Origin of the sequence: Pedobacter psychrodurus (assembly GCF_032678585.1) — a bacterium.
GTDB classification, from domain to species: domain Bacteria; phylum Bacteroidota; class Bacteroidia; order Sphingobacteriales; family Sphingobacteriaceae; genus Pedobacter; species Pedobacter psychrodurus_A.
Genome location: NZ_JAVTSN010000051.1, coordinates 18,120 through 41,751, shown reverse-complemented (window position 1 = coordinate 41,751; position 23,632 = coordinate 18,120). Strand labels below are relative to the sequence as shown.

Genomic DNA, 23,632 nt, shown 5'->3' with positions numbered 1-23,632 from the left:
CGCGTTTATAACGCGTGCGTAAATAACAAACCGGCTCACGCTCGTTTCTAACGAGTGTGTAAATAGTCAATCGTTTTTAACGATGCAAAAAACATTACCCGGTTCGTGTCCCCACGAACCGGAAGCTTATTAAAATACCCGCTTAACTTACTTGTTCAAAATGAAATACTTAAAACTCCTCATCATTCTGCTTTCAGCCTCTTCTGCCTTTGCGCAGGGCGATGCTGGATACCCGAAAGCCAACTATACCAAAAAAGAAGTTTACATCCCCATGCGCGATGGCACCAAACTTTTTACCGCCATTTACACGCCTAAAGATGCCGCAAAGGATAAAAAATATCCAATGATCATGCAGCGCACCTGCTACAGCGTTGCGCCTTATGGCGAAGATAAATTCCCTGCACGTTTAGGTCCGTCCGAACTGATGATGAAAGAAGGTTATATCGTTGTGTATCAGGATGTACGCGGACGCTGGAAAAGCGAAGGCACCTGGACCAACATGACGCCCGTTATCGATAACAAAAAAAGCAAAAAAGATGTTGATGAAGGATCAGACACTTACGATACCATCGATTGGCTGGTTAAAAACGTAGCCAACAACAATGGCAAGGTTGGTCAGTGGGGAATTTCTTATCCCGGTTTTTATACCGCAGCAGGAATTTTGAGCAATCACCCTGCCTTAAAAGCATCATCGCCGCAAGCACCGATTTCTGATTTCTTTTTTGATGATTTCCATCACAATGGATCATTTTTACAAAGTTATTTCTTCACCTTCCCGGTATTTGGCGTACAGAAAACCGATACCACTTCTAAACCCTGGTACAACAACCAGATGATTTTGCCAAAAACAAAAGATGGCTATCAGTTCGCTTTAGATCTTGGTCCTTTAAGCAATGCGGATAAATATTATAAGGATAACTTCTTCTGGCAGGAAACCGTTAACCACCCAAACTATGATGAGTTTTGGCAAAAACGCGGCCTGTTAAAACATTACAACACCATTAAACCTGCAGTAATGCTTGTTGGCGGCTGGTACGATGCCGAAGATTTATCAGGTCCTTTGAATATCTACAAAACCATCGAAAAGAAAAACCCTAACGCCTACAATACGATTGTAATGGGCCCCTTCGGGCACGGCAGATGGAGCCGCGAAACCGGCCACACCATGCATAGCAATGTGTATTTCGGAGATAGCATCGCTACCTTCTACCAAAAAGAAATCGAATCAAAATTCTTCAACCATTTCTTAAAAGGCAATGGTGATAAAAACTCTGGTCTGCCAGAAGCTTATATGTTCGATACCGGTAAAAAACAATGGGAAACCTTTACCAAATGGCCAACAGAAAAAGCGAGCAAACAAAAACTATATCTAGGTTCCGACGGTAAACTCAGCATGACGGCTCCTGCTGCTGCTGGTTCTGTAAATTACATCAGCGATCCTTTAAAACCCGCTCCGTATACTGAAGATTTAACCACTACATTGGGTTTTACGCCGCACAACTACATGAGCGAAGATCAACGTTTTGCAGGCAGAAGACCAGATGTTTTGGTATACCAAACAGAGGTATTGGATAACGATATCACTTTAGGTGGTGAAATCATGTCGCACCTTAAAATTGCGACCACAGGTACCGATGCCGATTTTATTGTAAAACTGATTGATGTTTATCCTGCCGATGAGCCCAACAACCCTTACATGCCAAACAAGAATATCATTTTAAGCAATTACTGGCAAATGGTACGTTCGGAAGTGATGCCAGCCCGTTTCCGTAACAGTTTCGAAAAACCTGAGGCTTTGGTGGCCAATCAAAAAACCGACGTAAATTTTCAATTGCAGGATGTATTACACACCTTTAAAAAAGGACACCGGATCATGATCCAGGTACAGAGTACGGCATTTCCTTTATTTGCCCGTAACCCACAAAAATTTGTAGACAACCCTTACAAAGCAACTGAGGCAGATTACATTAAAGCCACTCAAACCGTATTTAACGATAGTTTTATTGAAGTTGATATTATAAAATAGCCCGCGCGGCTCGCGCGCGTTTCTAACGCGCGCGAATAGCCCCGGTTCGTGTCTCCACGAACTGGAAAATTGGTTAACCCATAAACAAATGAAAAAATTAATTACACTCCTTGCCCTCGCCCTCAGCATTTCAGCCACAAAGGCACAAATGCTTGGCAAACACCAGGTAAACTCCCGGGCCGATAGCCTGCGGGGTACCCTTACCCCTTTACGTACCTGTTACGACATCAATTACTACCACCTGGATGTAAAGATCGATATCGACCAGAAATCGGTAAGCGGAAGCAACGAATTTGCTTTTACTGCCACACAGGACTTTACCAAACTACAGTTCGATCTTTTCGATAATTTAAAAGTAGATAAAGTAGTCTATCAAGGTACCGATTTACCTTTTACACGTGAGTACAATGCTGTTTTTGTTACTTTCCCTAAAACCATAAAAAAAGGAAGTAAAGATAAATTCACCGTTTTTTATTCGGGCAACCCGACAGTAGCTAAAACACCACCCTGGGATGGCGGTTTTATCTTTAAAAAAGATGCGGCAGGCAATCCATTTGTTTCAGTGGCCTGCCAGGGACTGGGCGCCAGTGTATGGTGGCCAAATAAAGATCACCAAAGCGATGAAGTAGACAGTATGTTGATCAGCATTACCATACCCAATACCTTACAGGAAATATCAAACGGAAGGTTGAGAAACACGGTTGATAAACCCGATGGTTATAAACAATACAACTGGTTTGTAGGCAACCCCATCAACAATTACGATGTAACCTTTTACATTGGGAAATACGCACACTGGCAAGACAGTTACGATGGCGAAAATGGCAAACTAAGTATCGATTACTGGGCTTTACAAACCGATAGTGCAAAAGCCCGCCCACATTGGGATGCCGATGTTAAACCCATGTTAAAATGTTTCGAATATTGGTTTGGCCCTTACCCATGGTATAAAGATGGTTACAAACTGGTTGAGGCACCACACCTGGGTATGGAACATCAAAGCGCGGTGGCCTATGGCAATCAGTTTAAACAAGGTTATCTGGGAAGAGATTTAAGTGGAACAGGCCATGGTTTAAAATGGGATTTCATTACCATCCACGAGAGCGGGCACGAATGGTTTGGCAACAACATTACCGCAAAAGATATTGCCGATATGTGGATCCATGAGGGTTTCACTAATTATTCGGAAGTACTGTTTACAGAATGTACAGAAAACAAAGCTGCTGCAGATGAATATGTAATCGGACTGCAAAAAATCATCAGTAACGATGTTCCGGTGATTGGTCCTTATGGTGTAAACAAAGAAGGTTCTGGAGATATGTATCCAAAAGGTGCAAATTTAATCAGCACCATCCGCCAGTTGATCAATAACGATGAAAAATTCAGACAGATTCTTCGTGGATTAAGCAAAACATTTTACCACCAAACCGTAACCACTGCTCAGATCGAAAATTACATGGCCAAACAGAGCGGCTTAAAATTAGATAAGGTTTTCGATCAGTATTTACGGTATACCAACATTCCTGTTTTGGAATATAAAATCGATAAGGGCATTTTATCTTACCGCTGGTTAACCGATGTAAAAGGCTTCGATATGCCTGTACGTGTAACATTAAAAACGGGCGCTTATACATTAATCAAACCAACAAACGATTGGAAAACCGTTAAGGTTGATGCCAGTATAAATGCTGACAATTTCAAGCATGATCCGTTGTTTTATATCAAAACTAAAAAAGGGTAATCCCCGCCCAGACTTCCGAAGTTTCTCCCAGGGCCATAGCTCGGCTAACTTCGGAAGTTTTATAGGCCTGTTGTGCAACTTTTCGGTAAAACAACCGTCTTATAAGAAAAAGACCATTATTCATCTAAAAAATAAAATCTATAATCATGAAAAAAGTATTTGCAATATTATTGGCATCATTAACATTAACCTCAAGTTATAACGTAATTGCAAAAGATAAGATCAGCATCAACAATTCAAGAAGCAAAAGCGACGACCGCGAGGTTAAAAACTTTAATGGTGTTGCTGGAGCAGGTCCGATCAACATCATCGTAACTTTAGGCAACACCGAAAGTTGCCGTTTAGAAGGCGATGCAGAAGCAATTGCTTCAATCGTAACCGAAGTAAAGGGTAATGTGCTGGTTATCCGTCCACAAACCAGCATCACCAGTTGGTCTAGAAAATACGAAGGCAAAAAAATTACCGCCTATGTAACCGCGAAAGAGCTGGCCAGCTTAACGGTAAGCGGAGAGGGAACTTTAACTGTTAATGGAAAAATCAGCACAGGAAGCCTAACCACTACCATAAGCGGTTCGGGCAGTATTAAAGCAACAGCAGATGTAGACAACTACAGTGGTGTAATCAGCGGATCTGGCGCGATAAACATCACCGGCGGTGCAGACCATGCAAAAGTGGTGATCAGCAGTTCAGGTACCTTTAGCGGTAAATCTTTTTCTACAAAAACCTTAAACAGTACCATTAGCGGTTCAGGAACCGTAAATATTGCCGTAAGCGAAAGCATTAGAGCAGTGATCAGCGGATCAGGAAACATCAATTATTCTGGCAATCCAAGTATCGATAAAACAGTTATCGGTTCTGGTGGTGTAAGAAAAGTATAAAATAATATCTTTTTAACTAAAAAAACATCTGTAATTTCTTACAGGTGTTTTTTTTTTGACTTCTGCAATGGGTCGTATCTTCACAAACAATAACTCCCTGCACTTAGCCGTCTTCATCCCCTCTGCCCCGGCCTGCTAGCCTTGGTTGAAGCAGTACCCTGCAGCAACGAGGTTACGAGGAGGCGAAGCGTACACGCGAAAAACGGGAAGAAATTTATTGTGGTGTACAGGCATTGCGCTCCATAAAAAAACAAATTTATTTCGTGATTTAGAAATGGGCGTGCAGTAATACTTGGCGGTTTTCAGCCCCGCTATCATTCCAAGTCCTCGCCCCAGTGAAAAACTGGAGCTCCGGGCTTTCCATTTTATCGGGTTTAGTTACGCAGGCCGGAAAAAGAAATCCTTCAAAATGTTAAAGAAATTCTGATATAATTTGATATCGCTTTATATTCATTTGTATATTTAAACCACATTATTACAAGAACGCTAGTCACTAAAAAGTGTATCAAGTCATGGGTTTATCCAACTTATTTAAAAAGAAAAACATTACAGAAGAGAATACACAAGCAACAGAAAACGATCCATTGGAGAATTTCCCTGAACTGCTTACTGCAAAGCTTTTATTCCTTGATAAACCAAACCTTGATAGCAATCAGGTTTTAGCGGAGGTAAAAAAATTTTATGCAAAAGTTGAACATTCCTTCTCAGAAAACACTTTTATTTTTTCATTCCCCGATCACACCATTAGTTTCACTGATGCAACAGTTCCGGCACAATGCACCATTATGATACCTGATCCAGATAAATCCGAGGTGGAACTGCCAGATGCCGCTTTTCAACAAAACTGGCATTGGCCCGAAGCCAACCAGATTGCTAAAAGCTGCACTTATGAAATATTGCTCACAGATTTAATGTCGAGAACCTTACCCTATAAAGAACGGCTAAATATATTTATGGATTTTTTAGTGGCGGTGATCAAGGCAACTCAACCAAATGCAGTTTATTCCTCTCCAGCACAAAAAATATTAAACCCCGTCGATATCATTAACATTTGGGATACCGATAAAATACAAACATTAAGTGCAATTTGTAATGTGCGCTTATACAATGTGAGCAACGATAAAGATCACAAAGAACTATTAATGGATACTGTAGGGCTTCATATCATTGGATTGCCCGATTTTCAAATCCGGTTCTCGACAGCCAATGAAAATGAAGTGGCAAATCTATTATGGACATACGCCTACTATGTCTATGAATTTGGTGATGTTATCGTAGACGGAAATACGCTTGAGGGACTAAAAGCCGGTTCAAAATGGAAATGTGAGAAGCAGTTTTCGCTTGTCGCCCCTGAGAGAATCGTAGTAAATGTAATGCCAAATTAAATATTTATCCCAAAGCAGTAAAATTAAGTTTCTCATTTACCTTCGCTTACCAACATCCCTTACCATGAAAAAACAATTAATAGCAATCCTTTTACTATTCCATATCAGCTTCGCTTACAGCCAAACGCTTGATAAAAAATATCTGCCTGTTGTAAATACTTTTATTACCTCAGTTAAAAGTGGTTCGGTAGAAAAGCTGAGCAACAAAATCAAATATCCTTTAAACCGCACATACCCTATCCCGCCGATTAAAAACAAACAGGAATTTATAAAAAGGTATCAGGAGGTTTTTGATGACGACCTGATCAAAAAGATCATTGGCTCTAAAGCATCAACAGATTGGAGTGATGTTGGCTGGCGGGGCATTATGCTCTTAAACGGCGAATTATGGCTCGATACCGATGGCAAGCTCATTGCGGTAAACCACCAATCCAGGCTCGAAGCGAAAGAACAGGCCAGGTTGACTAATACCGACAAAAGTAAACTACATCCATCGATCAGCAACTTTATACAACCCGTTTTAGTTTTCGAAACCGCTCAATACAGGGTCAGGATTGATGATTTGGGCAACAACAATTACCGTTACGCCTCCTGGCCAATAAAAAGTAAAATGAGCGATAAACCTTCATTGTTGATCACCAAAGGCAAATGGACGCCCGATGGTAGCGGTGGAAACCACAACTATCAATTTAAAAGTGGCGATTATAGCTATACCTGTTTCATTACCGTAATGGCTGAGAAAAATTCGCCACCTGCATTATTGGTCATTAGTAAAGCAGGGAAGGAAATCTTATCCCAGCCAGCAAAAAATTTGACTCCTTAAAATCCGTTTATGCTTACCGAAACCTTAAAAAAACTTTTCAGTCGGGATCTTAACAAATTAAAATCCGAAATCGAAGCCTACAAAATCGAATCGAACCTATGGCTTATAAATAAGGAAATCGCAAACTCCGCCGGTAATCTTTGTTTGCACCTTATCGGAAACCTGAACACCTATATTGGCGCTACTTTGGGCGGAACCAGCTACATCCGCAACCGCGAACTGGAGTTTTCGTTAAAAGATATTCCGCAGCAGCAACTTATTAATATGATCGACGCAACCATAACTGTAGTGAACGATACGCTAGATAAAGTTACCGCTGAACAGATTGAGGGCGAATATCCGTTATTGGTATTCCAGGAAAAAACATCAACCGAATTTTTTCTGGTTCACCTCACTACACATTTAACTTACCATTTGGGGCAGATCAATTACCACAGAAGATTGTTGGATGCTTAATTCCATTCGTCATTGCGAACAGGAGCATGAGACCGAGCGCAAGAGTGAAGCAATCTTTTTAAAAATAAGTCGCCTGTAAAATGAAAACCATAAAAGCTATCCTATACCTGATCGTCTTGTTACTCATCATTTCTACTTTAGCAACATTAAAGCTAGAGGCTGCATCTGACGGTTTTGACCGATATGGTTTCCCTTTTACCTTCTTCGATGGCTTTTCCGGAAAGTGCGATAATTGTTATCAAAACTTTGGCTTTAAACCCATTAACTTACTTTTTGACACCTTACTAGCCCTAATTTCTTCATTTGTAATCATAACACTTAAATGTAAATTTGATAAAAGACAATCAAATCACCCATGATACCACAAATCTTTGCTCAACAGGCAACCGAAATATTAAAAACCGATGAATCCATTATCGGCCTGGCCGTTGGCGGTTCCTGGCTGAGCAATGAGATCGACGAGTTTTCAGATCTCGATCTCATCCTGGTGACCAAAGAAAAAGTATCAGCTGATCAATCAGAAATGCGCCGATATGCCCATCGCCTTGGCGATCTGATTTCTGCCTTTACAGGCGAACACGTTGGCGAACCCCGCGTATTGATATGCCTTTACGATAATCCATTACTACATGTTGACCTTAAGTTTTTAACCCTTAATGAGTTTGCCCAAAGGGTAGAAAACCCAATATTATTAATCGACAAAGATCAGCAGCTTCAGAAAATCCTCGATCAAACCGAAGCCAGATTCCCCTACCCCGATTACCAATGGATTGAAGATCGCTTTTGGACCTGGATACATTATACCCTTTTAAAAATCGGCCGGGGCGAATACCTGGAAGCTTTAGATTTTTTCGGCTTTTTAAGAATGGTGGTATTTGGCCCTTTGCTGCATATCAAAAATAACAATCTGCCGCGCGGTGTACGCAAAGTAGAAACACAGCTCCCTCTCGAAGATTTTAACCTCCTTAAAAGCACCATAGCCGAATACAATAAAACATCGTTAATTGCTTCGTTGGAAAATGCGATTGATGTTTATAAAAAACTAAGAAATGAATTGTATACTGATTATATTAAGCAGAACAATAAAGCAGAAAGTGCGGTAATGCAATATTTAGTAAAGATAAAAAATGGCTACTCGGAATGACAAATTAGGCTATATAACATTCCGTGCCTTCCGTGTTTCCCTGCCCTGCCGTTCAGGCGGGCGTGGCAATTTAATGATCTCTAAACAAAAAAGGAGGCTTAAGCCTCCTTCGCATCTTTTTAAAACTGAACCCCGATCAGCCACATATTTTCAATGTAGTTAATCTTCTGACTGGCATGGTCATATTCATCCCAGCCTGTGGTATGTACATTCGTTAAATTGGTGGCCCCAAACTTAGTGGTATTCTGTAAGTAAACATTTTTCCAAACATAAAACTTAAGACCAATTTTAGCAGAAACACCATAACCCGAAATATTCCAGTGGTTGTTACGGCCCAAACCAAATAAACGTACATCAGAGCGTGGCACCATTATTCCGCCACCCAAACCGGTTTCTAAAGTTAAAGAAGTATTGCCCCCTGGTGCTACCCAGATATCATCGTAACGCTCTATCTCAATATTGGCATAATTAAAACCATCCGTATGCTCATAAGTTAACATACTTTCCTTAACATTAATGTTTTGGCCGTTATAATCTCCGGCTAAAGCTCCTGTTGCAACGTTTTCGGGTGTTATATTAGGACCGATATGGCCGGTAATGGCAACGGTTTGTGGGATATCCATCACATATTTCATGTGGTCCCAACCGATGGAAATACTGTAATTATCTTTGATAAAATAACCTAACCTGATGTTATATTGTGGTACGGTGATCAAACCAGGATTTAAATAAGCCCAGCTCAATTTCGATTGTCTATCATGTGCAACCACATCTTTCAGGGTAAAGTCGTAATTAGGTCCTTGAAACCTGATATCGCTTTTGCCATACCACGAACTGTTATAACCCCAATGGAAAAAGAAATCGCCTTTACGCGAAAAATTTCTTTTGTGTTCCGGATTAAATAAACTTTTTGAGGTTGGCGTATGATCAACTGAAGACGTTTGAATCTCTTGCGCTTGCATCCGCTTGCCGAACAAGAGTGCTAAAAATAGAATGGTAAATCTTTTCACGCGGCAAATTGAGCAAAAAGACCAGTCAATTACAACAACTTTAACATTTTGCTAGAGTTGTTGTAAAAAAAATGACTTTAAAACATTAAAACCGTGTATAAACCGCCAGTTGAATAATGTTATTTACAGTATTGCTCGTTAGCCCTTTGCTGGCCTGGTTCATATAACCCGCTTCCAGATCGAACTGTTTCGAAAAACGGTAACCCGCTGCCAGGTACAACCTGTTCTGATCGAAAACACTATTGTTAATTTTATCTTTATTCTGAAGATTTAAAAACACCTCATTCTGCAAAGCCACAAATGGTCCCTTGGTAAAAGCCGGCTGTTTTTTTTGCAAGGGCTGGATCAGCCGCACAAAATAACGGAAACGTTGCGAAAACACATCTTCGCCTGCACGACCGATAAAACGTTGTTCTACCCTAAACCTATGACTGGCAAAAACCGATTCTATTTTATGGCTATAAATATATTGTTCGAAAATACGGTGTTCGTGAAACAGATTCTGACTGGTGCCAATCAGATGCATATCCGTAGTTTGCCACAGATATCCCAAGGCTACATTATGTTTGTTATTAATAAAATATTGTATCGCCGGGCGCACCAGGGTATTTCTTACATAACCCCAATCATCACCCGAACGGACTTGAACATCGAACTGCAGTCCCCATTTATCGTTAAACTTAGTATTGTTTAAAAACATAAACCAACCCGAATTCTGGTGTTGGGTTTGCGCATAAAGTTTTCCAGATGCCACGATGATCAGCACCAGGGCAGAGAATAGTATTTTTTTCATAAAAAGATAAACCGGTTTTATCTGTGTGCCGCTAAATTAAAAGAAAAATGAACAAAGCAAATCATTTAACTTTAAATTAATCCTCAAAAAAGATGTTATACTTTTATCTTTAAGTTTTAATTCATTGAAATCAAATGCGTTTTCTTTTAGGGATTCTGTTACTCATGATTTTGACTGGAGCAAAAGCTCAGAACTTTGAGGGCACCTGGAATTTTGAATATCGTCCTTATCCAACAGCTTTACCAATTAATATGCAAATGAATATTGGCAAAGCAACTGATAAGATGCTTTATCCGGCCAACTTAAAAATTACAAATGGTGATTTTATATTTAGTTATGAGCTCTTACTTGCTCAAAAAAATAGTACCCAACTGGGCATTGGTCGAAATAAGTACCCAATAATAGAAACCCCTTTTAAGATTAAACAGTGGATGCCCTACCTAAATGGCGTACTTACGCTGAGTAAATCCAAAACCGGACAAGCACAATTGAGTTTGCAACGGATGTGGATCGATAACTTTGGACTTTTTATGCGGGGTTTAGATGAGGGCGATGAAATTTACGAAAGCTCAAAAGTAAATATGAGGGATCTTTTATATCGTGAGAAGATTACCTTAATTAAAACAAATTCAACGCCCTGGACAGATCCTCATATTCCAAGGATAGTGGCCCCAACGGGAAAGAATAATATTTATTATGGCATTTACGATCCAATTACCACAAAGGACAGCGTTGTTACCCTGGCCATACAGGATGAAGAGCTTATAGATGCAGACACCATAACACTGATTCAAAATGGCAGGACGATTTTAAACAAACATGCCATTGATGAGAAAAAATTTAGCCATCAGTTACACTTAGATACAGGAATGAATACGCTTGCACTTTTTGCAGATAATTATGGTCGCAAGCCGCCAAATACTGGAAATTTGATTGTTAAAACAAGCGAAAACATGTATAGTTTTGATTTTTCAAACCGCTCAAATGCTTTTGCAACTTTCCTGGTGGCTAAGCTTTACCGAGCATATTCAAAACCTAAACTATCGGAGAATCAATCCATAAGCAACAAGCCTGTAGAAATACAAAAGAAAAAAATTGCTTCAGAAAAACACTTAGACAGAAACCCAGATGTTATTGCAAATATGCAAGTTGAAAATAAGCAAATAGAACTTGAAATTTGGGATGGCCAGGTAGAAGATGGAGATAGTGTCTCTTTAAAGCTTAATGAAGAATGGGTCCATCAAAAAATTGCAGTTAAAAAAACATCCAGGCGGTTTTATCTAACATTGCAACCAGGCAAAAACACTTTATTGTTTCGAGCAGATAATTTAGGGAGTGTCCCACCAAACACAGCTGTGCTTTGCATTTACTATGGCGATAAAACCCGGATAGTTTATCTGGATACCGATATGAAAAGAGACAATATTCTAAATATAGAATTTAGCGCTAAAACGAATTAAACAAATGTAAAAGCTTATTATTTAAATTTCATTTAACGTTAAGCGATTAAAAATTTATCTTCGTTAAAGATTTGGGCATTAAGACATCTTAAATTGCCCTTATTTAACATTACAAAACGTAAAATAGAACAAAAATGATTATCGAACCTAGAATGAGGGGCTTTATCTGTTTAACGGCACACCCTGATGGTTGCGCGCAAAACGTAAAGAATCAAATTGAATATGTAAAATCTAAAGGAGCTATAGATGGTCCTAAAAAAGTATTGGTAATTGGGGCTTCAACCGGTTTTGGTTTAGCATCCCGCATTGCTGCTGCTTATGGATCTGGAGCTGCTACAATTGGCGTATTTTTCGAAAAGGCACCTTCTGAAGGTAAAACAGCATCACCAGGCTGGTACAATAGTGCGGCTTTCGAAAAAGAAGCACATGCAGCCGGTTTATATGCAAAAAGTATAAATGGCGATGCATTCTCTAAAGAAATTAAAGAGAGAACTTTAGCAACAATCAAAGCAGATTTAGGCCAGATTGATTTGGTAATCTATAGCTTAGCTTCTCCTGTAAGGAAACATCCTGATACAGAGGTTTTACACCGTTCAACCTTAAAACCTATCGGTGGAACATATACCAATAAAACTGTTGATTTCCACACGGGTAACGTAACTGAGATTTCGATCGAGCCTGCCACAGAAGAAGATATTGTAAACACTGTTGCCGTAATGGGTGGCGAAGACTGGTCGATGTGGATTGATGCCCTTAAAGCTGAAAACCTGCTTGCCGAAGGTGCAACAACAGTAGCCTATTCGTACATCGGCCCAGCTTTAACCGAACCGGTATACCGTAAAGGAACCATTGGCAGGGCTAAAGATGATTTAGAAGCAACTGCGTTTACAATAGCCGATAAATTAAAAGATATAAATGGCAAAGCTTATGTATCCGTAAATAAAGCATTGGTTACACAGGCAAGTTCTGCTATTCCGGTAATCCCTTTATACATTTCATTGTTATATAAAGTAATGAAAGCTGAAGGCGTGCACGAAGGAACAATTGAGCAGATCCAACGTTTGTATGCAGAACGTTTATACACCGGAAATTCAGTTCCTGTTGATGAAAAAGGAAGAATCAGAATTGATGATTGGGAAATGCGCGAAGATATTCAGGCTAAAGTGGCCGAACTGTGGAAAGAAGCCACTACCGAAACTTTACCTGCCATAGGCGATTTACCAGGTTACCGATCTGATTTCTTAAGCTTGTTCGGTTTTGAAATCGACAAAGTAGATTATCAGAAAGATGCTCAGGAAGTAGTAGAAATTGAAGGTTTAGTAAACTAACCTAATAAGAACGTCACCCTGAACCTCCATCGTCATTTCGACTGGAGCAAGGCGGAATGGAGAAATCTAATAATTAATAGTAATCGGCTGGCCCTATAGCCAGCCGTTTTTATACCAAAACCCTATGAATTTCGATTTACAGCCTACCTTAGAAAACAATTTGATTAAAGTAGTTCCGCTAAAAGAAGAAGATTTTGAAGCACTATTCGCCGTGGCCTCCGACCCACTGATATGGGAGCAACATCCCAATAAAGACCGTTACAAAAGAGAAGTTTTCGAAAATTTCTTTAAAGGCGCAATGGAATCGAAGGGTGCTTTTATCGTTTATGAAAAGCATACCAATAAAGTTGTGGGCAGCTCCAGGTACTACGAATTAGATGAAGCAGCAAGTTCAGTTGCGGTTGGTTATACCTTTATTGGCCGCGATTTCTGGGGAAAAGGACACAACAAAGCACTAAAAACATTAATGCTCGATTATGCCTTTCAATTTGTTGATCATGTAATCTTACATATTGGCGCAACCAACTTCCGGTCGCAAAAAGCTTCTGAAAAATTAGGCGCGGTTAAAATTTCCGAAATTGAGGTAGCCTATTATGGTGAGCCCGTAAAGTGGAATTTTGTATACCAGATTGATAAAGCAAAATGGACAGAGAAGGTATCATAAGGCTTTAACCACAGATTTACACACCTGTCCAGCCGGATCAGGCGGGGATAAACACAGATGTTGTTTTATGATCTGTGGTAAAATGTAATAAAACAGTTGCCATAGGAATTCTGAAATCAAGAAAAAATTTTCCGTGCTAATCTGTGCTTCCGTGACTAAATAACTTTGAATTATCTGTGTTCATCTGCTTTATCTGTGGTTAAAAAAACAATTGACTGATAGGCACTGAAACTAGAAAAAGATTTAATTCCGTGCTAATCTGTGCTTCCGTGGCCAAATAATTTTGAATTATCTGTGTTCATTTTCTTTATCTGTGGTTAAAAAAACAATTGACTGATAGGCACTGACACTTGATAAAAGATTTAATTCCGTGCTAATCTGTGCTTCCGTGGCCAAATAACTTTGAATTATCTGTGTTCATCCTCTTTATCTGTGGTTAAAAAAGAGAACGGTTGTTTACAGGTACTTAACTAGAAAAAAGATTTAATTCCGTGTTAATCTGTGCTTCTGTGGCTAAAATTCTCCAAATTTCTGTGGCAACCATCCTTTGCCATTCAGATCTAAATAACAAGAGCATAACCGAATAAATCGTATTTATGCTTTAGTATTGTTATCTTTGTATAATTCTCCATTCCACTCACCTTTCAAAACAAAAACAATTAAATAAAATATGGCTAAATCTCAGGCAACATACAGTAAAAAAGAGAACGAAAAAAAACGATTAAAAAAACAAAAAGACAAACAAGAGAAAAAAGAAGAGCGCCAGGCGAATGCCAAAAAAGGTTTAGCTCTTGAAGATATGATGGCTTATGTTGATGAAAACGGAAACATTTCGTCTACCCCACCAGATCCGAAGAAAAAGAAAGTAATCAACACTGAAGATATTCAAATCGGTATTTCTAGACAAGAAGATATCATCGACGAAAATCCTGTTAAAAAAGGAACAGTTACTTTCTTTAACGACAGTAAAGGTTACGGCTTTATTAAAAACACCGAAACTCAAGATAGTATTTTCGTTCATGCAAATGGTTTGATCACTCAGATTAAAGAGGGTGATAAAGTGACGTTCGAGGTAGAAATGGGCCAAAAAGGACCAACTGCTGTTAAAGTATCAAAGGTTTAAACAACCACAATTCAATTCTTTTTGCAATTCCTAATTGCAAAACATGATTAAAATTCTGCAGAAAATTCTGCTGCGCTAGGTTTTATAACCATATATAATTCCGTCTATTTAAGCATAAAACCTTGCGCATAATTTTCTTCTGAAAAGAAGAAATCAACCCCACAATTAATTTATTCATGATTAGAAATGAGCATCCTAACGGGGATCATGATTTCCTTATCAACTGACTATTTAATTTGTGTACTTTTCTATTATAGTTTCCAACCTCCATCAAGAGTTGATAAATTCTTGTTAAACAATATTAATTTATCAACTCTTTAAATCTTCCTAACTGTTTCATTATGTGTGTTTACCCTGATTTTTCTATTGGAAAAATAAAAAAATATACAATCTCGGTGTGGAATTTGTGCAGGGTTTACATCATTACAGTACACACAAAGAAAATAACACTATGAAAAAGTTAATAGCACTTGCACTGGTTGCATTTTTAGGTTTATCGTCAGCGATGGCTCAACAAGTAGATTTACGCAGAAAAATTAATGTTAGCGGAACTGCAGAAACAGAAGTTACACCCGATATTATTTATATCGGCATATCGCTTAAAGAATACTTAAACGGAAAGAAAAAAGTAGACATTACCGAATTGGAGAAACAATTGTTTGCTGCGGTACAAACAGCACGTATTGCAAAGGAAAATTTAACCATCAGCAATCTAAGCAGCTGGAACTATGCCACCGAGAAAAAGAAAAACCCTGATTTCCTGGCCAGCAAACAGTACCGTTTAAAAGTGAGCGATCTAAACAAATTCAATGCGATATTAGAATCGATAGATGCCAAAGGGATTGCCAACACCAATATCGAAAGCTACGATTACTCTAAAATTGAAACCTTAAAAAAAGAGCTTAAAGTTAAAGCTTTATTGGCTGCAAAAGAGAAAGCAGCTTATATGGTAGAGGCTTTAGGTGATAAATTGGGTGGCGTAATTGAGATACAAGATGGTGGAGACAATGTGATACAACCGGTTTACAGAAATTATGCAATGAAAGCTGAAATGGCCGATGCCGCTGGAGCACCAGAAATTGATTTCAAGAAAATTAAGCTGAGTTTTACGGTAAATGCCATTTTCGAGATCAAATAAAAATTTTAACCGTTAAATTAATGCTTTTTAGAACCTACCAGAACATTTTGGTAGGTTTTTTGTTAGGTAGAGGTCGAACACTAAAAAATTAGATATTATGAAAAAATTCATCTACACGTTAGCCTTGATTTTTGCTTTAGGCATTAGTTTTAATTCAGCTCAGGCAGCTGATAAACCTGCGAAAAACCCAACAGAATTAACTGCAGAACAGACAGTAAAACTGGAAAGAATTAAAACCCGTGTTGAAGAAATCAGAGACATGGACAAATCGAACTTAACAAGAGCAGAACGTAAAGCTTTACGTAGCGAGTTAAGAGAATTAAAAGGCCAGGCCCGTGCAGTTTCTGGAGGTGTTTACCTTTCAGTTGGTGCAATTATCATCATCATTTTATTATTGATCTTGATTTTATAATCAATACAGAAAACTCATCTATCTATAAAAAACAAAAAGCTTTGCATTACTGCAAAGCTTTTTTTATGCCCTCACCCTTTTCAATGGGTGGAGAATATGTAGTGTCTGTGCTTTCCCTTTCCTGCAGGAGAGGGATGCAAAGACAGAAGCCTAAGCAGTTGCTATAATAGGGTGAGGTTTAATCAATAATATCAAATCCTGTATACTTCACCAGAGCTTCCGGAATTTTAATGCCATCTTCTGTTTGGTAGTTTTCTAAAATAGAAGCTACAATACGCGGTAAAGCCAATGCACTACCGTTTAACGAATGCGCCAATTGTGCTTTGCCTTCTTTTCCTTTAAAACGCAGCTTTAAACGGTTACTTTGATACGTTTCGAAGTTTGATACAGAAGATACTTCTAACCAGCGCTCTTGCGCAGCACTCCAAACCTCCATATCATAAGTCATGGCAGAGGTAAAACCCATATCGCCACCGCATAAGCGTAAAACACGGTAATGTAAGCCCAGTTCCTGTAATAAAGACTGCACATATTTGCTCATGTCTTCTAAAGTCTCGTACGATTGATCTGGGTGCGTAATTTGCACCACTTCAACCTTATCAAACTGGTGTAAACGGTTTAAGCCACGTACATGAGCGCCATATGAGCCTGCTTCTCTACGGAAACAAGGGGTATAAGCTGTATTTTTAATCGGCAACTCTTCTTCCTTAACAATTACATCGCGGTACAAATTGGTTACCGGAACTTCGGCGGTAGGGATTAAATATAAATCATCTACCGTTGAGTGGTACATCTGTCCTTCTTTATCCGGCAATTGTCCGGTACCAAAGCCCGAAGCTGCATTAACCAAATGAGGCACCTGCATTTCCTTGTAACCTGCATCAGTAGCGTGATCTAAAAAGAAATTGATCAATGCACGCTGTAACTTTGCTCCTTTTCCTTTGTAAACCGGGAAACCAGCACCGGTAATTTTCACACCCAGTTCGAAATCGATGATATCATATTTTGCAGCCAGTTCCCAGTGTGGTAAAGCCTTGGTTGGTAACTGAGCAGGTTCACCATGTGTTAGCACCACCTCGTTTTCTTCAGCAGTAGACCCCTGTTTTACCAAATGATAAGGTAAGTTCGGCAACTGAACGATTAAATTATGCTGCGCTGTTTCCAACTCATTCAGTTTATCGCTCAGGTTTTTAATATTTTCTTTATGAGAAGCAGTTTGTGCTTTAATTGCTTCGGCTTCTTCTTTTTTACCTGTGCGCATTAAATCGCCAATTTGTTTGGCAGCTGCATTCGCTTCAGCAGAAATACTATCCAGGGAAGTTTGTGTAGAACGGCGGTCCTCATCAATTTTGATGATTTCATCTACCAGTTCTGGCTGTTTAAAATTACGGATACTTAAACGTTCTAAAACTTTCTCTCTATTTTCGCGGATATAGTTAACTTGCAGCATTATTTAATTTTTTAAGCAAAGATAATAATTAAGTCGTCATTGCGAACGCAGTGCGGCAATCTCTCCATAAAAAGATTGCTTCGTCGTTCCTCCCTCGCAATGACGGACACAGAAAAATATGGATGGCAAACTATTTCTCGTACCAACGCCGATAGGCAATTTGGAGGATATGACCTTTAGGGCAATCCGTATATTAAAAGAATGTGATTTAATACTGGCCGAAGATACCCGTACCAGTGCGCCAATGCTTAAACATTTCGGCATCGATAAAAGAGTTTTTTCGCACCATCAGCACAATGAACATAAGGCCACTTCAGAGATCATTAAGTTTTTAAATGAAGGACAAAAAATTGCCTTGATTTCTGATGCAGGAACACCAGCCATTTCAGATCCAGGTTTCTTTCTGGTACGCGAGGCGATTAAAAATGATATCGCAGTAGAATGTTTACCAGGAGCAACGGCTTTTGTACCTGCTTTGGTTAATTCAGGCTTACCTGCAGATGCATTTTGTTTTGAAGGTTTTTTACCGGTAAAAAAAGGCCGGCAAACAAAATTTAAAAAGTTAGCCGAAGAAGACCGCACCATCATACTTTATGAAAGTCCACACCGTTTATTAAAAACTTTAGAGGAGTTTGCACAGTATTTAGGGGCCGACAGGCAGGCATCAGTAAGTAGGGAGCTGACCAAGATGTTCGAAGAAACCGTTCGCGGCACTTTGGTAGAAATAAAATCACATTTTGAAAACAATACTTTAAAAGGAGAATTTGTAATTTGCATAGCGGGGAAGCCCAACATTAAAAGCAAAAACAAATATGATGATGCCGAAGCGTAACATCAAAAACATAAACAACACATCAATTTTAAAAATATTATGATTAGCATAGATAGATTTCTAAGTGACGAACAAGACCCTAAGGCGGTTGAAAAAGTTATTGGAAAATTAAACGACCTCTTAACCACGGGTGAAGAGCTTTTATATTTAGCGGTACAGAAAAAACCTGCAGTAAACTTGTTACCAGATAGCATCGCGATTTCTAACAAACGGATTTTTTATTGCGAGCCCGGTAACTTAGGTTTAACCATGAACTTTAAAGATATTTCATGGAAAAGCATTAAAGAAGTTTCTTTCAAAGAAGAATTTTTTGGTTCTAAATTTATCTGTGTACCACAACATGGCGAAAACATCGTAACCGAATTTATCCCTAAAGTGCAGGCGCGTAAATTGCACCAGGCAGCTAACCAACAGTTAGAAGAGTATAAAGAAGTGCTCCGTCAACAAAAGTTGGAAGAAAACCGTGCAACAGCCTCGCCTATTAATTTAAATGCACAACCACTTGCCGAAATCCCAGCTTACGAACCCACTCCCGAGCCAGTACAACCGGTTATCCAGATTGCTGAAGTAGTAGAAGAACCAGAGGATGAAACCACTTTAAAATTGCGTAAGCTTAAAACTTTGTACGATAAACACTTGATTACCCAGGAAGAATACGAAGCCAAAAAAGCAAATATTTTAGATAGTTTGTAGAACTAATTTCCTCCAATTGTCACGTTGAGCCTGTCGAAACGCCAGATTATAGTTAATTAGTCCTTCGACAGGCTCAGGATGGCAATATTGCGCCAGCACTTAAAATGAACAAGAAACAAACTTACCTCCTCGCCCTCTTAAGTGCATTTTTACTTTGGCTAGCCTGGCCACCAATGCCCTTTGCCACGCCATTATTGCTGATCGGTTTGGTGCCTTTATTCATCGCTCTTGATGCTATTTCGGGCAATACGACAAAGAAACAGGGAAAAAGAATTTTCTTAACAGCAGGCATAACCTTTCTGGTTTGGAATACGGCATCCATTTATTGGGTGTATAATGCCATAAGCGCTTATAATGGCCCTTTGGTTGCGATACCTGTTTGCTTAATTCCTTATGGATTAGGTGCACTGTTAATGACTTTTGCCTTCTGGCTATATTATCGCCTGGGTAAATACGTAAATAAAAAGATCGCTTACCTTGGATTGATTGCCTTTTATATCGCTTTAGAATATCTACAGCAAACCTGGGATCTGGCTTTCCCCTGGATGACTTTAGGAAACGGCCTGGCCGGAATGCACCAACTGGCACAATGGTACGATTACACAGGCATTTACGGAGGTTCATTATGGATTTTGGCAAGCAATATTTTAGCATTTGAAGCTTACAAAAAATTTAAATCACAAACGGGTTACTTAAGGTTTAGAACTGCAGGAATCTGGTTTTTGGTCGTGATTATCCCCATCAGCATTTCTTTAACAAAATACTTTACCGCCGAACAAAAAGGCACGCCAAGTAACGTAGTGGTGGTTCAACCCAATATAGATCCTTATCAAAAGCTGGAAAATATTCCCCCTTTAGAGCAGGTTAAAATCTTAACACATTTATCAGATTCGGTCGGGCAAACCAACACCGAATATTTTATCTGGCCGGAAACAGCTATACCAAGTTACGACAACGAAGATCGGATCCGCGAAACAGCAACTTTTGGTACCTTACAAAACTTTATCAGTAAATATAAAAACGGCACATTGATTACCGGAATAGAAAGCATTAAAATCTATCCCGACAAAAAAACACTTTCTGCGCGATACGATCCGCGGGCAAACCTTTACGTTGATCATTTCAACACCGCCATGCAGATCGAAAACTCTGCTGATGTTCGGTTTTATCATAAATCCAAGTTGGTACCTGGGGTAGAAAAAATGCCTTTCCCAAAAGTATTTTCATTTTTAGATGGCGTTTTTGCCCAATTGGGAGGTGCTGTTGACGGATGGGGCTGGCAGGAAAAACCGGATGTGCTTTATGCGCAGAGTGGAATCGGAGTTGCACCGGTAATTTGTTATGAAAGTCTTTGGGGCGATTGGATTGGCCAATCGGTTAAAGATGGTGCTCAATTTATTGCCGTGATCACAAACGATGCCTGGTGGGGAAATACCTCAGGCAAAGACCAGCACATGATGTATGCCAAACTCAGGGCCATTGAAACACATCGTGATGTTGCCCGTTCTGCAAATACCGGGATCTCCTGTTTCATTAATCAACGTGGTGATGTAACGCAAAGCACCAAATGGTGGACAAGAACGGCTATTAAAGGCAACGTCAACCTAAACGACGAGATTACGTTTTATGTGAAGAGCGGCGATATCATTGCAAAACTATTCAGCTTTTTAGCCGTTATATTATCTTTAATTATACCTTACAGAAAATGGGTCAAAAAATAAAGATATTGCTATTACTGCTGATCATTTTCGGGGGCACAAATACCTATGCACAGGTTTATTTAGATAGCCTGAACAACCAGGCCAATGCGATGTTGATTGCGTATAGTAAATCCGATTATAAAACCTTATTAAAACGCACCCATCCTAAAGTAGCTCAAACCATGGGTGGCGTAAAATCGGCAGAGGCAAATTTACGAAAAAGTATTGAGGCGTTAACAGCAAGCGGCTTTTCATTTAAGAATGTTAAGCTTGGCAAACCCTCTGATGTTGTAAAGACTGGCCAAAACTATCAATGCATCATTCCACAATTTGCGACTGCCGAAATAAACGGGAAAAAGCTTGCCGTAAAAAGTAACCTATTGTGCATGTCGTACGATGGTGGCAAAAACTGGTATTTTATAAATGCAGAGAAAAGCCAGGAAGCCTCACTCCGAAAATTAATACCCGAGATCAGCAGTAAACTGGTTATCCCGAATACGGAATTCGTTCCTCAATAAATCTTAGCTTACACAAATGAAATACCATAAAAACTTTAGTTGGTTTATACTCCTTATTATACTTGCACTCAATATCGGATGCGATCAGGTATCAAAAAACATTGTAAGGAACAAGATCAGCGATTACGAACACATCAGCATTATTAAAGACCGTTTTACCTTAACTAAAGTTGAAAATAGTGGCGCGTTTTTAAGCCTTGGCGACAATATGCCTTATATTTTTAGGTTAATCATTTTAACAGGCCTACCGCTATTGTTTTTAGGGTATGGCTTATATTTCCTCTTCGCCAAACGAAACCTCCCGAGCAGCATGCAAATCGCACTGTGCTTCTTAATTGGTGGTGGCATAGGTAATCTCTATGATCGGATTGTACATGGTTCGGTTACTGATTTTATGCATATGGACTTATACCTCTTCCAAACAGGGGTTTTTAATTTTGCAGACATTTCGATCATGATCGGTGTGGGCATATTGCTTTTTCAATCGTTAAGAAGTAAAATGCGAAAAGAAGAGCCAATAGAAGAAGTAGAATAATTACAGATTTCTTAACAAAGAATTACCGCCATTAAACAAACATATATTTATCTTTAGGTGTTAAACAATCAAAAATAAAATCCCAACATGAAAAGAAATGCAACAGCCGTATGGCAAGGTTCTATTAAAGAAGGTAATGGTAACATTACTACACAGAGCACTACTTTAAACAATACTCAATATTCTTTTAACTCTCGTTTTGCAGAAGGTGTGGGTACTAATCCAGAAGAATTAATTGCTGCTGCACATGCAGGCTGTTTTACGATGAAATTATCTGCTAATTTAACTGAAGCAGGATTTACAGCCGATAAATTAGAAACGAAATGCGAAATCAACCTTGATCCTTCTAAGGGTGAAATTGTAGAGTCGCACTTAACTTTAACAGCTTCTGTACCTAACTTAACCCAGGAGAAATTTGATGAACTGGTGGCTGATGCAGAAAAAAACTGCCCAATCTCTAAATTATTAAATACAACCATTACAGTTGATGCTACTTTAGCATCATAAATAATCTTTTTCTGTCATGCTGGGGAACGAAGCATCTGCAACATCACGCACTCCTTTCTACCTCAGCACGATAGCTTATCTGTATTTCCAGCAAAAAAATATAAGATTAATTGTATAACTTAGTTTCTCCATCTAAGTTAACATGAAAAAAACGCTCTTATTTCTAGGCACTGTTTTACTCTTAAACAGTTGTGTCTCTTTTAGCAGTAAAAAGGAAAGAACATTTAGTACCGTTGCTGCTGTTGAAAACACTAAAATCGAGGATGCTGCTTCTGAGCAGGATTTATTTCATATTGCCAGTTTCGATACTGATGTGGCAGTAAGGAAACTCGCCGTTAGCAAGCTAAGCAATCAAGCAAACTTATTTCATGTAGCCAGTTTTGATACCGATATTGCCGTAAGAAAACTTGCCGTTAGCAAATTAAATAATCAAGAAAGCTTATTCCATGTTGCCAGCTTTGATACCGATGCCGCGGTTAGAAAGCTCGCTGTTGCAAACTTAAATAATCAAGAAAATTTATTTCACATTGCCAGCTTTGATACTGATGTAGAGGTAAGAAAACTTGCAGTTGGCAATTTAGATAATCAAGAAAATCTCTTTCATATTGCCAGTTTTGATACAGATGTCGCGGTAAGAAAACTAGCTGTTGGCAACTTAGGCAATCAAGCAAACCTATTTCACATTGCTAGTTTTGATACTGATGTAGAGGTAAGAAAACTTGCAGTTGGCAAACTAAACAACCAAGCTAACCTATTTCACATTGCCAGTTTTGACAATAATGTAGCGGTAAGGAAACTTGCAGTTGGTAACTTAAATAATCAAGCAAATTTATTTCACATTGCTTGTTTCGACCAGGACAAAGAAGTAAGAAAACTGGCTGTTGGCAAATTGGATAACCAGGCCAACTTAACTCATATTGCTAATTTCGATACTGAAACAGACATAAAAAAACTAGCATTAGCCAGACTAAAAGCCGACTAGATAGTTTCAGTTGACAGTTTTCAATTCATAAAAA

24 protein-coding genes are annotated in these 23,632 nt (G+C 39.0%); 21 read left to right on the top strand and 3 right to left on the bottom strand.

The features are described 5' to 3' along the window. The first annotated feature begins 160 nt into the window (after window positions 1-160). The 8 genes from R2S57_RS25520 to R2S57_RS25485 all read left to right on the top strand — a co-directional run bounded on the left by R2S57_RS25520 (window position 161) and on the right by R2S57_RS25485 (window position 8,453). The gene (locus R2S57_RS25520) at window positions 161-2,026 is read left to right on the top strand and encodes a CocE/NonD family hydrolase (protein ID WP_316847750.1); all 1,866 of its coding nucleotides are present in this window, start codon (window positions 161-163) and stop codon (window positions 2,024-2,026) included. An 88-nt stretch (window positions 2,027-2,114) separates the two neighbouring features. After that, entirely contained in the window at window positions 2,115-3,767 is a 1,653-nt protein-coding gene (locus tag R2S57_RS25515) for a M1 family metallopeptidase (RefSeq protein ID WP_316847749.1), read from the top strand. Between the two features lie 146 nt (window positions 3,768-3,913). Next, a complete protein-coding gene (locus tag R2S57_RS25510; RefSeq protein WP_316847748.1) occupies window positions 3,914-4,645 on the top strand; it encodes a head GIN domain-containing protein in 732 nt (243 codons plus the stop codon). Window positions 4,646-5,157: 512 nt separating this feature from the next. Further along, on the top strand, window positions 5,158-6,030 hold the full coding sequence (locus R2S57_RS25505; protein ID WP_316847747.1) for a DUF4261 domain-containing protein: 873 nt from the start codon (window positions 5,158-5,160) through the stop codon (window positions 6,028-6,030). Window positions 6,031-6,094: 64 nt separating this feature from the next. Continuing rightward, the gene (locus R2S57_RS25500) at window positions 6,095-6,853 is read left to right on the top strand and encodes a hypothetical protein (RefSeq protein WP_316847746.1); all 759 of its coding nucleotides are present in this window, start codon (window positions 6,095-6,097) and stop codon (window positions 6,851-6,853) included. 9 nt (window positions 6,854-6,862) lie between these two features. Then, window positions 6,863-7,309 carry a DUF1572 family protein gene (locus R2S57_RS25495; RefSeq protein ID WP_316847745.1) on the top strand — a complete coding sequence of 149 codons (447 nt, stop codon included), beginning with the start codon at window positions 6,863-6,865 and terminating at the stop codon, window positions 7,307-7,309. Between the two features lie 80 nt (window positions 7,310-7,389). Then, window positions 7,390-7,668 (top strand): hypothetical protein, encoded by a 279-nt coding sequence (locus R2S57_RS25490; RefSeq protein ID WP_316847744.1) that lies wholly within the window; start codon window positions 7,390-7,392, stop codon window positions 7,666-7,668. After that, complete coding sequence (locus R2S57_RS25485; RefSeq protein ID WP_316847743.1) at window positions 7,665-8,453, top strand: aminoglycoside 6-adenylyltransferase; 789 nt, start codon at window positions 7,665-7,667, stop codon at window positions 8,451-8,453. Before R2S57_RS25490 ends, R2S57_RS25485 begins: the two co-directional genes overlap by 4 nt. 119 nt (window positions 8,454-8,572) lie before the next feature. Here the strand turns inward: R2S57_RS25485 and R2S57_RS25480 are convergent, their stop codons facing one another. Both R2S57_RS25480 and R2S57_RS25475 read right to left on the bottom strand, forming a co-directional pair. Next, window positions 8,573-9,463 (bottom strand): hypothetical protein, encoded by an 891-nt coding sequence (locus tag R2S57_RS25480; protein WP_316847742.1) that lies wholly within the window; start codon window positions 9,461-9,463, stop codon window positions 8,573-8,575. A gap of 85 nt (window positions 9,464-9,548) precedes the next feature. Beyond that, window positions 9,549-10,256, bottom strand: a complete 708-nt coding sequence (locus R2S57_RS25475) for a DUF2490 domain-containing protein (RefSeq protein ID WP_316847741.1) — start codon at window positions 10,254-10,256, stop codon at window positions 9,549-9,551. Between the two features lie 134 nt (window positions 10,257-10,390). On the opposite strand from R2S57_RS25475, the gene R2S57_RS25470 reads away from it, so the two are divergent. From R2S57_RS25470 to R2S57_RS25445, 6 genes are all read left to right on the top strand, one after another. Further along, the gene (locus R2S57_RS25470) at window positions 10,391-11,716 is read left to right on the top strand and encodes a hypothetical protein (RefSeq protein ID WP_316847740.1); all 1,326 of its coding nucleotides are present in this window, start codon (window positions 10,391-10,393) and stop codon (window positions 11,714-11,716) included. Window positions 11,717-11,850: 134 nt separating this feature from the next. Further along, entirely contained in the window at window positions 11,851-13,044 is a 1,194-nt protein-coding gene (gene fabV / locus R2S57_RS25465; protein ID WP_316847739.1) for an enoyl-ACP reductase FabV, read from the top strand. Between the two features lie 124 nt (window positions 13,045-13,168). Continuing rightward, complete coding sequence (locus R2S57_RS25460; RefSeq protein WP_316847738.1) at window positions 13,169-13,708, top strand: GNAT family N-acetyltransferase; 540 nt, start codon at window positions 13,169-13,171, stop codon at window positions 13,706-13,708. Between the two features lie 670 nt (window positions 13,709-14,378). Beyond that, window positions 14,379-14,831, top strand: a complete 453-nt coding sequence (locus tag R2S57_RS25455; protein ID WP_029277369.1) for a cold-shock protein — start codon at window positions 14,379-14,381, stop codon at window positions 14,829-14,831. A 451-nt stretch (window positions 14,832-15,282) separates the two neighbouring features. Continuing rightward, the gene (locus R2S57_RS25450) at window positions 15,283-15,969 is read left to right on the top strand and encodes an SIMPL domain-containing protein (RefSeq protein ID WP_316847737.1); all 687 of its coding nucleotides are present in this window, start codon (window positions 15,283-15,285) and stop codon (window positions 15,967-15,969) included. Window positions 15,970-16,066: 97 nt separating this feature from the next. Beyond that, entirely contained in the window at window positions 16,067-16,381 is a 315-nt protein-coding gene (locus tag R2S57_RS25445) for a hypothetical protein (protein ID WP_316847736.1), read from the top strand. Between the two features lie 178 nt (window positions 16,382-16,559). Here R2S57_RS25445 and serS read toward each other — a convergent pair whose 3' ends face one another. Further along, the gene (gene serS / locus R2S57_RS25440; RefSeq protein WP_316847735.1) at window positions 16,560-17,831 is read right to left on the bottom strand and encodes a serine--tRNA ligase; all 1,272 of its coding nucleotides are present in this window, start codon (window positions 17,829-17,831) and stop codon (window positions 16,560-16,562) included. 118 nt (window positions 17,832-17,949) lie between these two features. Here serS and rsmI point away from each other — a divergent pair, with 118 nt between their 5' ends. The 7 genes from rsmI (at window position 17,950) to R2S57_RS25405 (ending at window position 23,598) form a co-directional block, all read left to right on the top strand. After that, window positions 17,950-18,663, top strand: coding sequence for a 16S rRNA (cytidine(1402)-2'-O)-methyltransferase (gene rsmI / locus R2S57_RS25435; RefSeq protein ID WP_316847734.1), 714 nt, complete (start codon window positions 17,950-17,952; stop codon window positions 18,661-18,663). Window positions 18,664-18,702: 39 nt separating this feature from the next. After that, window positions 18,703-19,356 carry a PH domain-containing protein gene (locus R2S57_RS25430; protein ID WP_316847733.1) on the top strand — a complete coding sequence of 218 codons (654 nt, stop codon included), beginning with the start codon at window positions 18,703-18,705 and terminating at the stop codon, window positions 19,354-19,356. 104 nt (window positions 19,357-19,460) lie between these two features. After that, entirely contained in the window at window positions 19,461-21,077 is a 1,617-nt protein-coding gene (gene lnt, locus R2S57_RS25425) for an apolipoprotein N-acyltransferase (RefSeq protein ID WP_316847732.1), read from the top strand. Next, entirely contained in the window at window positions 21,062-21,574 is a 513-nt protein-coding gene (locus R2S57_RS25420; protein ID WP_316847731.1) for a hypothetical protein, read from the top strand. Before lnt ends, R2S57_RS25420 begins: the two co-directional genes overlap by 16 nt. A 16-nt stretch (window positions 21,575-21,590) precedes the next feature. After that, entirely contained in the window at window positions 21,591-22,109 is a 519-nt protein-coding gene (gene lspA, locus R2S57_RS25415; RefSeq protein WP_316847730.1) for a signal peptidase II, read from the top strand. 87 nt (window positions 22,110-22,196) lie between these two features. After that, complete coding sequence (locus R2S57_RS25410) at window positions 22,197-22,616, top strand: OsmC family protein (RefSeq protein WP_316847729.1); 420 nt, start codon at window positions 22,197-22,199, stop codon at window positions 22,614-22,616. A gap of 142 nt (window positions 22,617-22,758) precedes the next feature. Continuing rightward, window positions 22,759-23,598, top strand: coding sequence for a hypothetical protein (locus R2S57_RS25405; RefSeq protein WP_316847728.1), 840 nt, complete (start codon window positions 22,759-22,761; stop codon window positions 23,596-23,598). Window positions 23,599-23,632 lie beyond the last annotated feature (34 nt).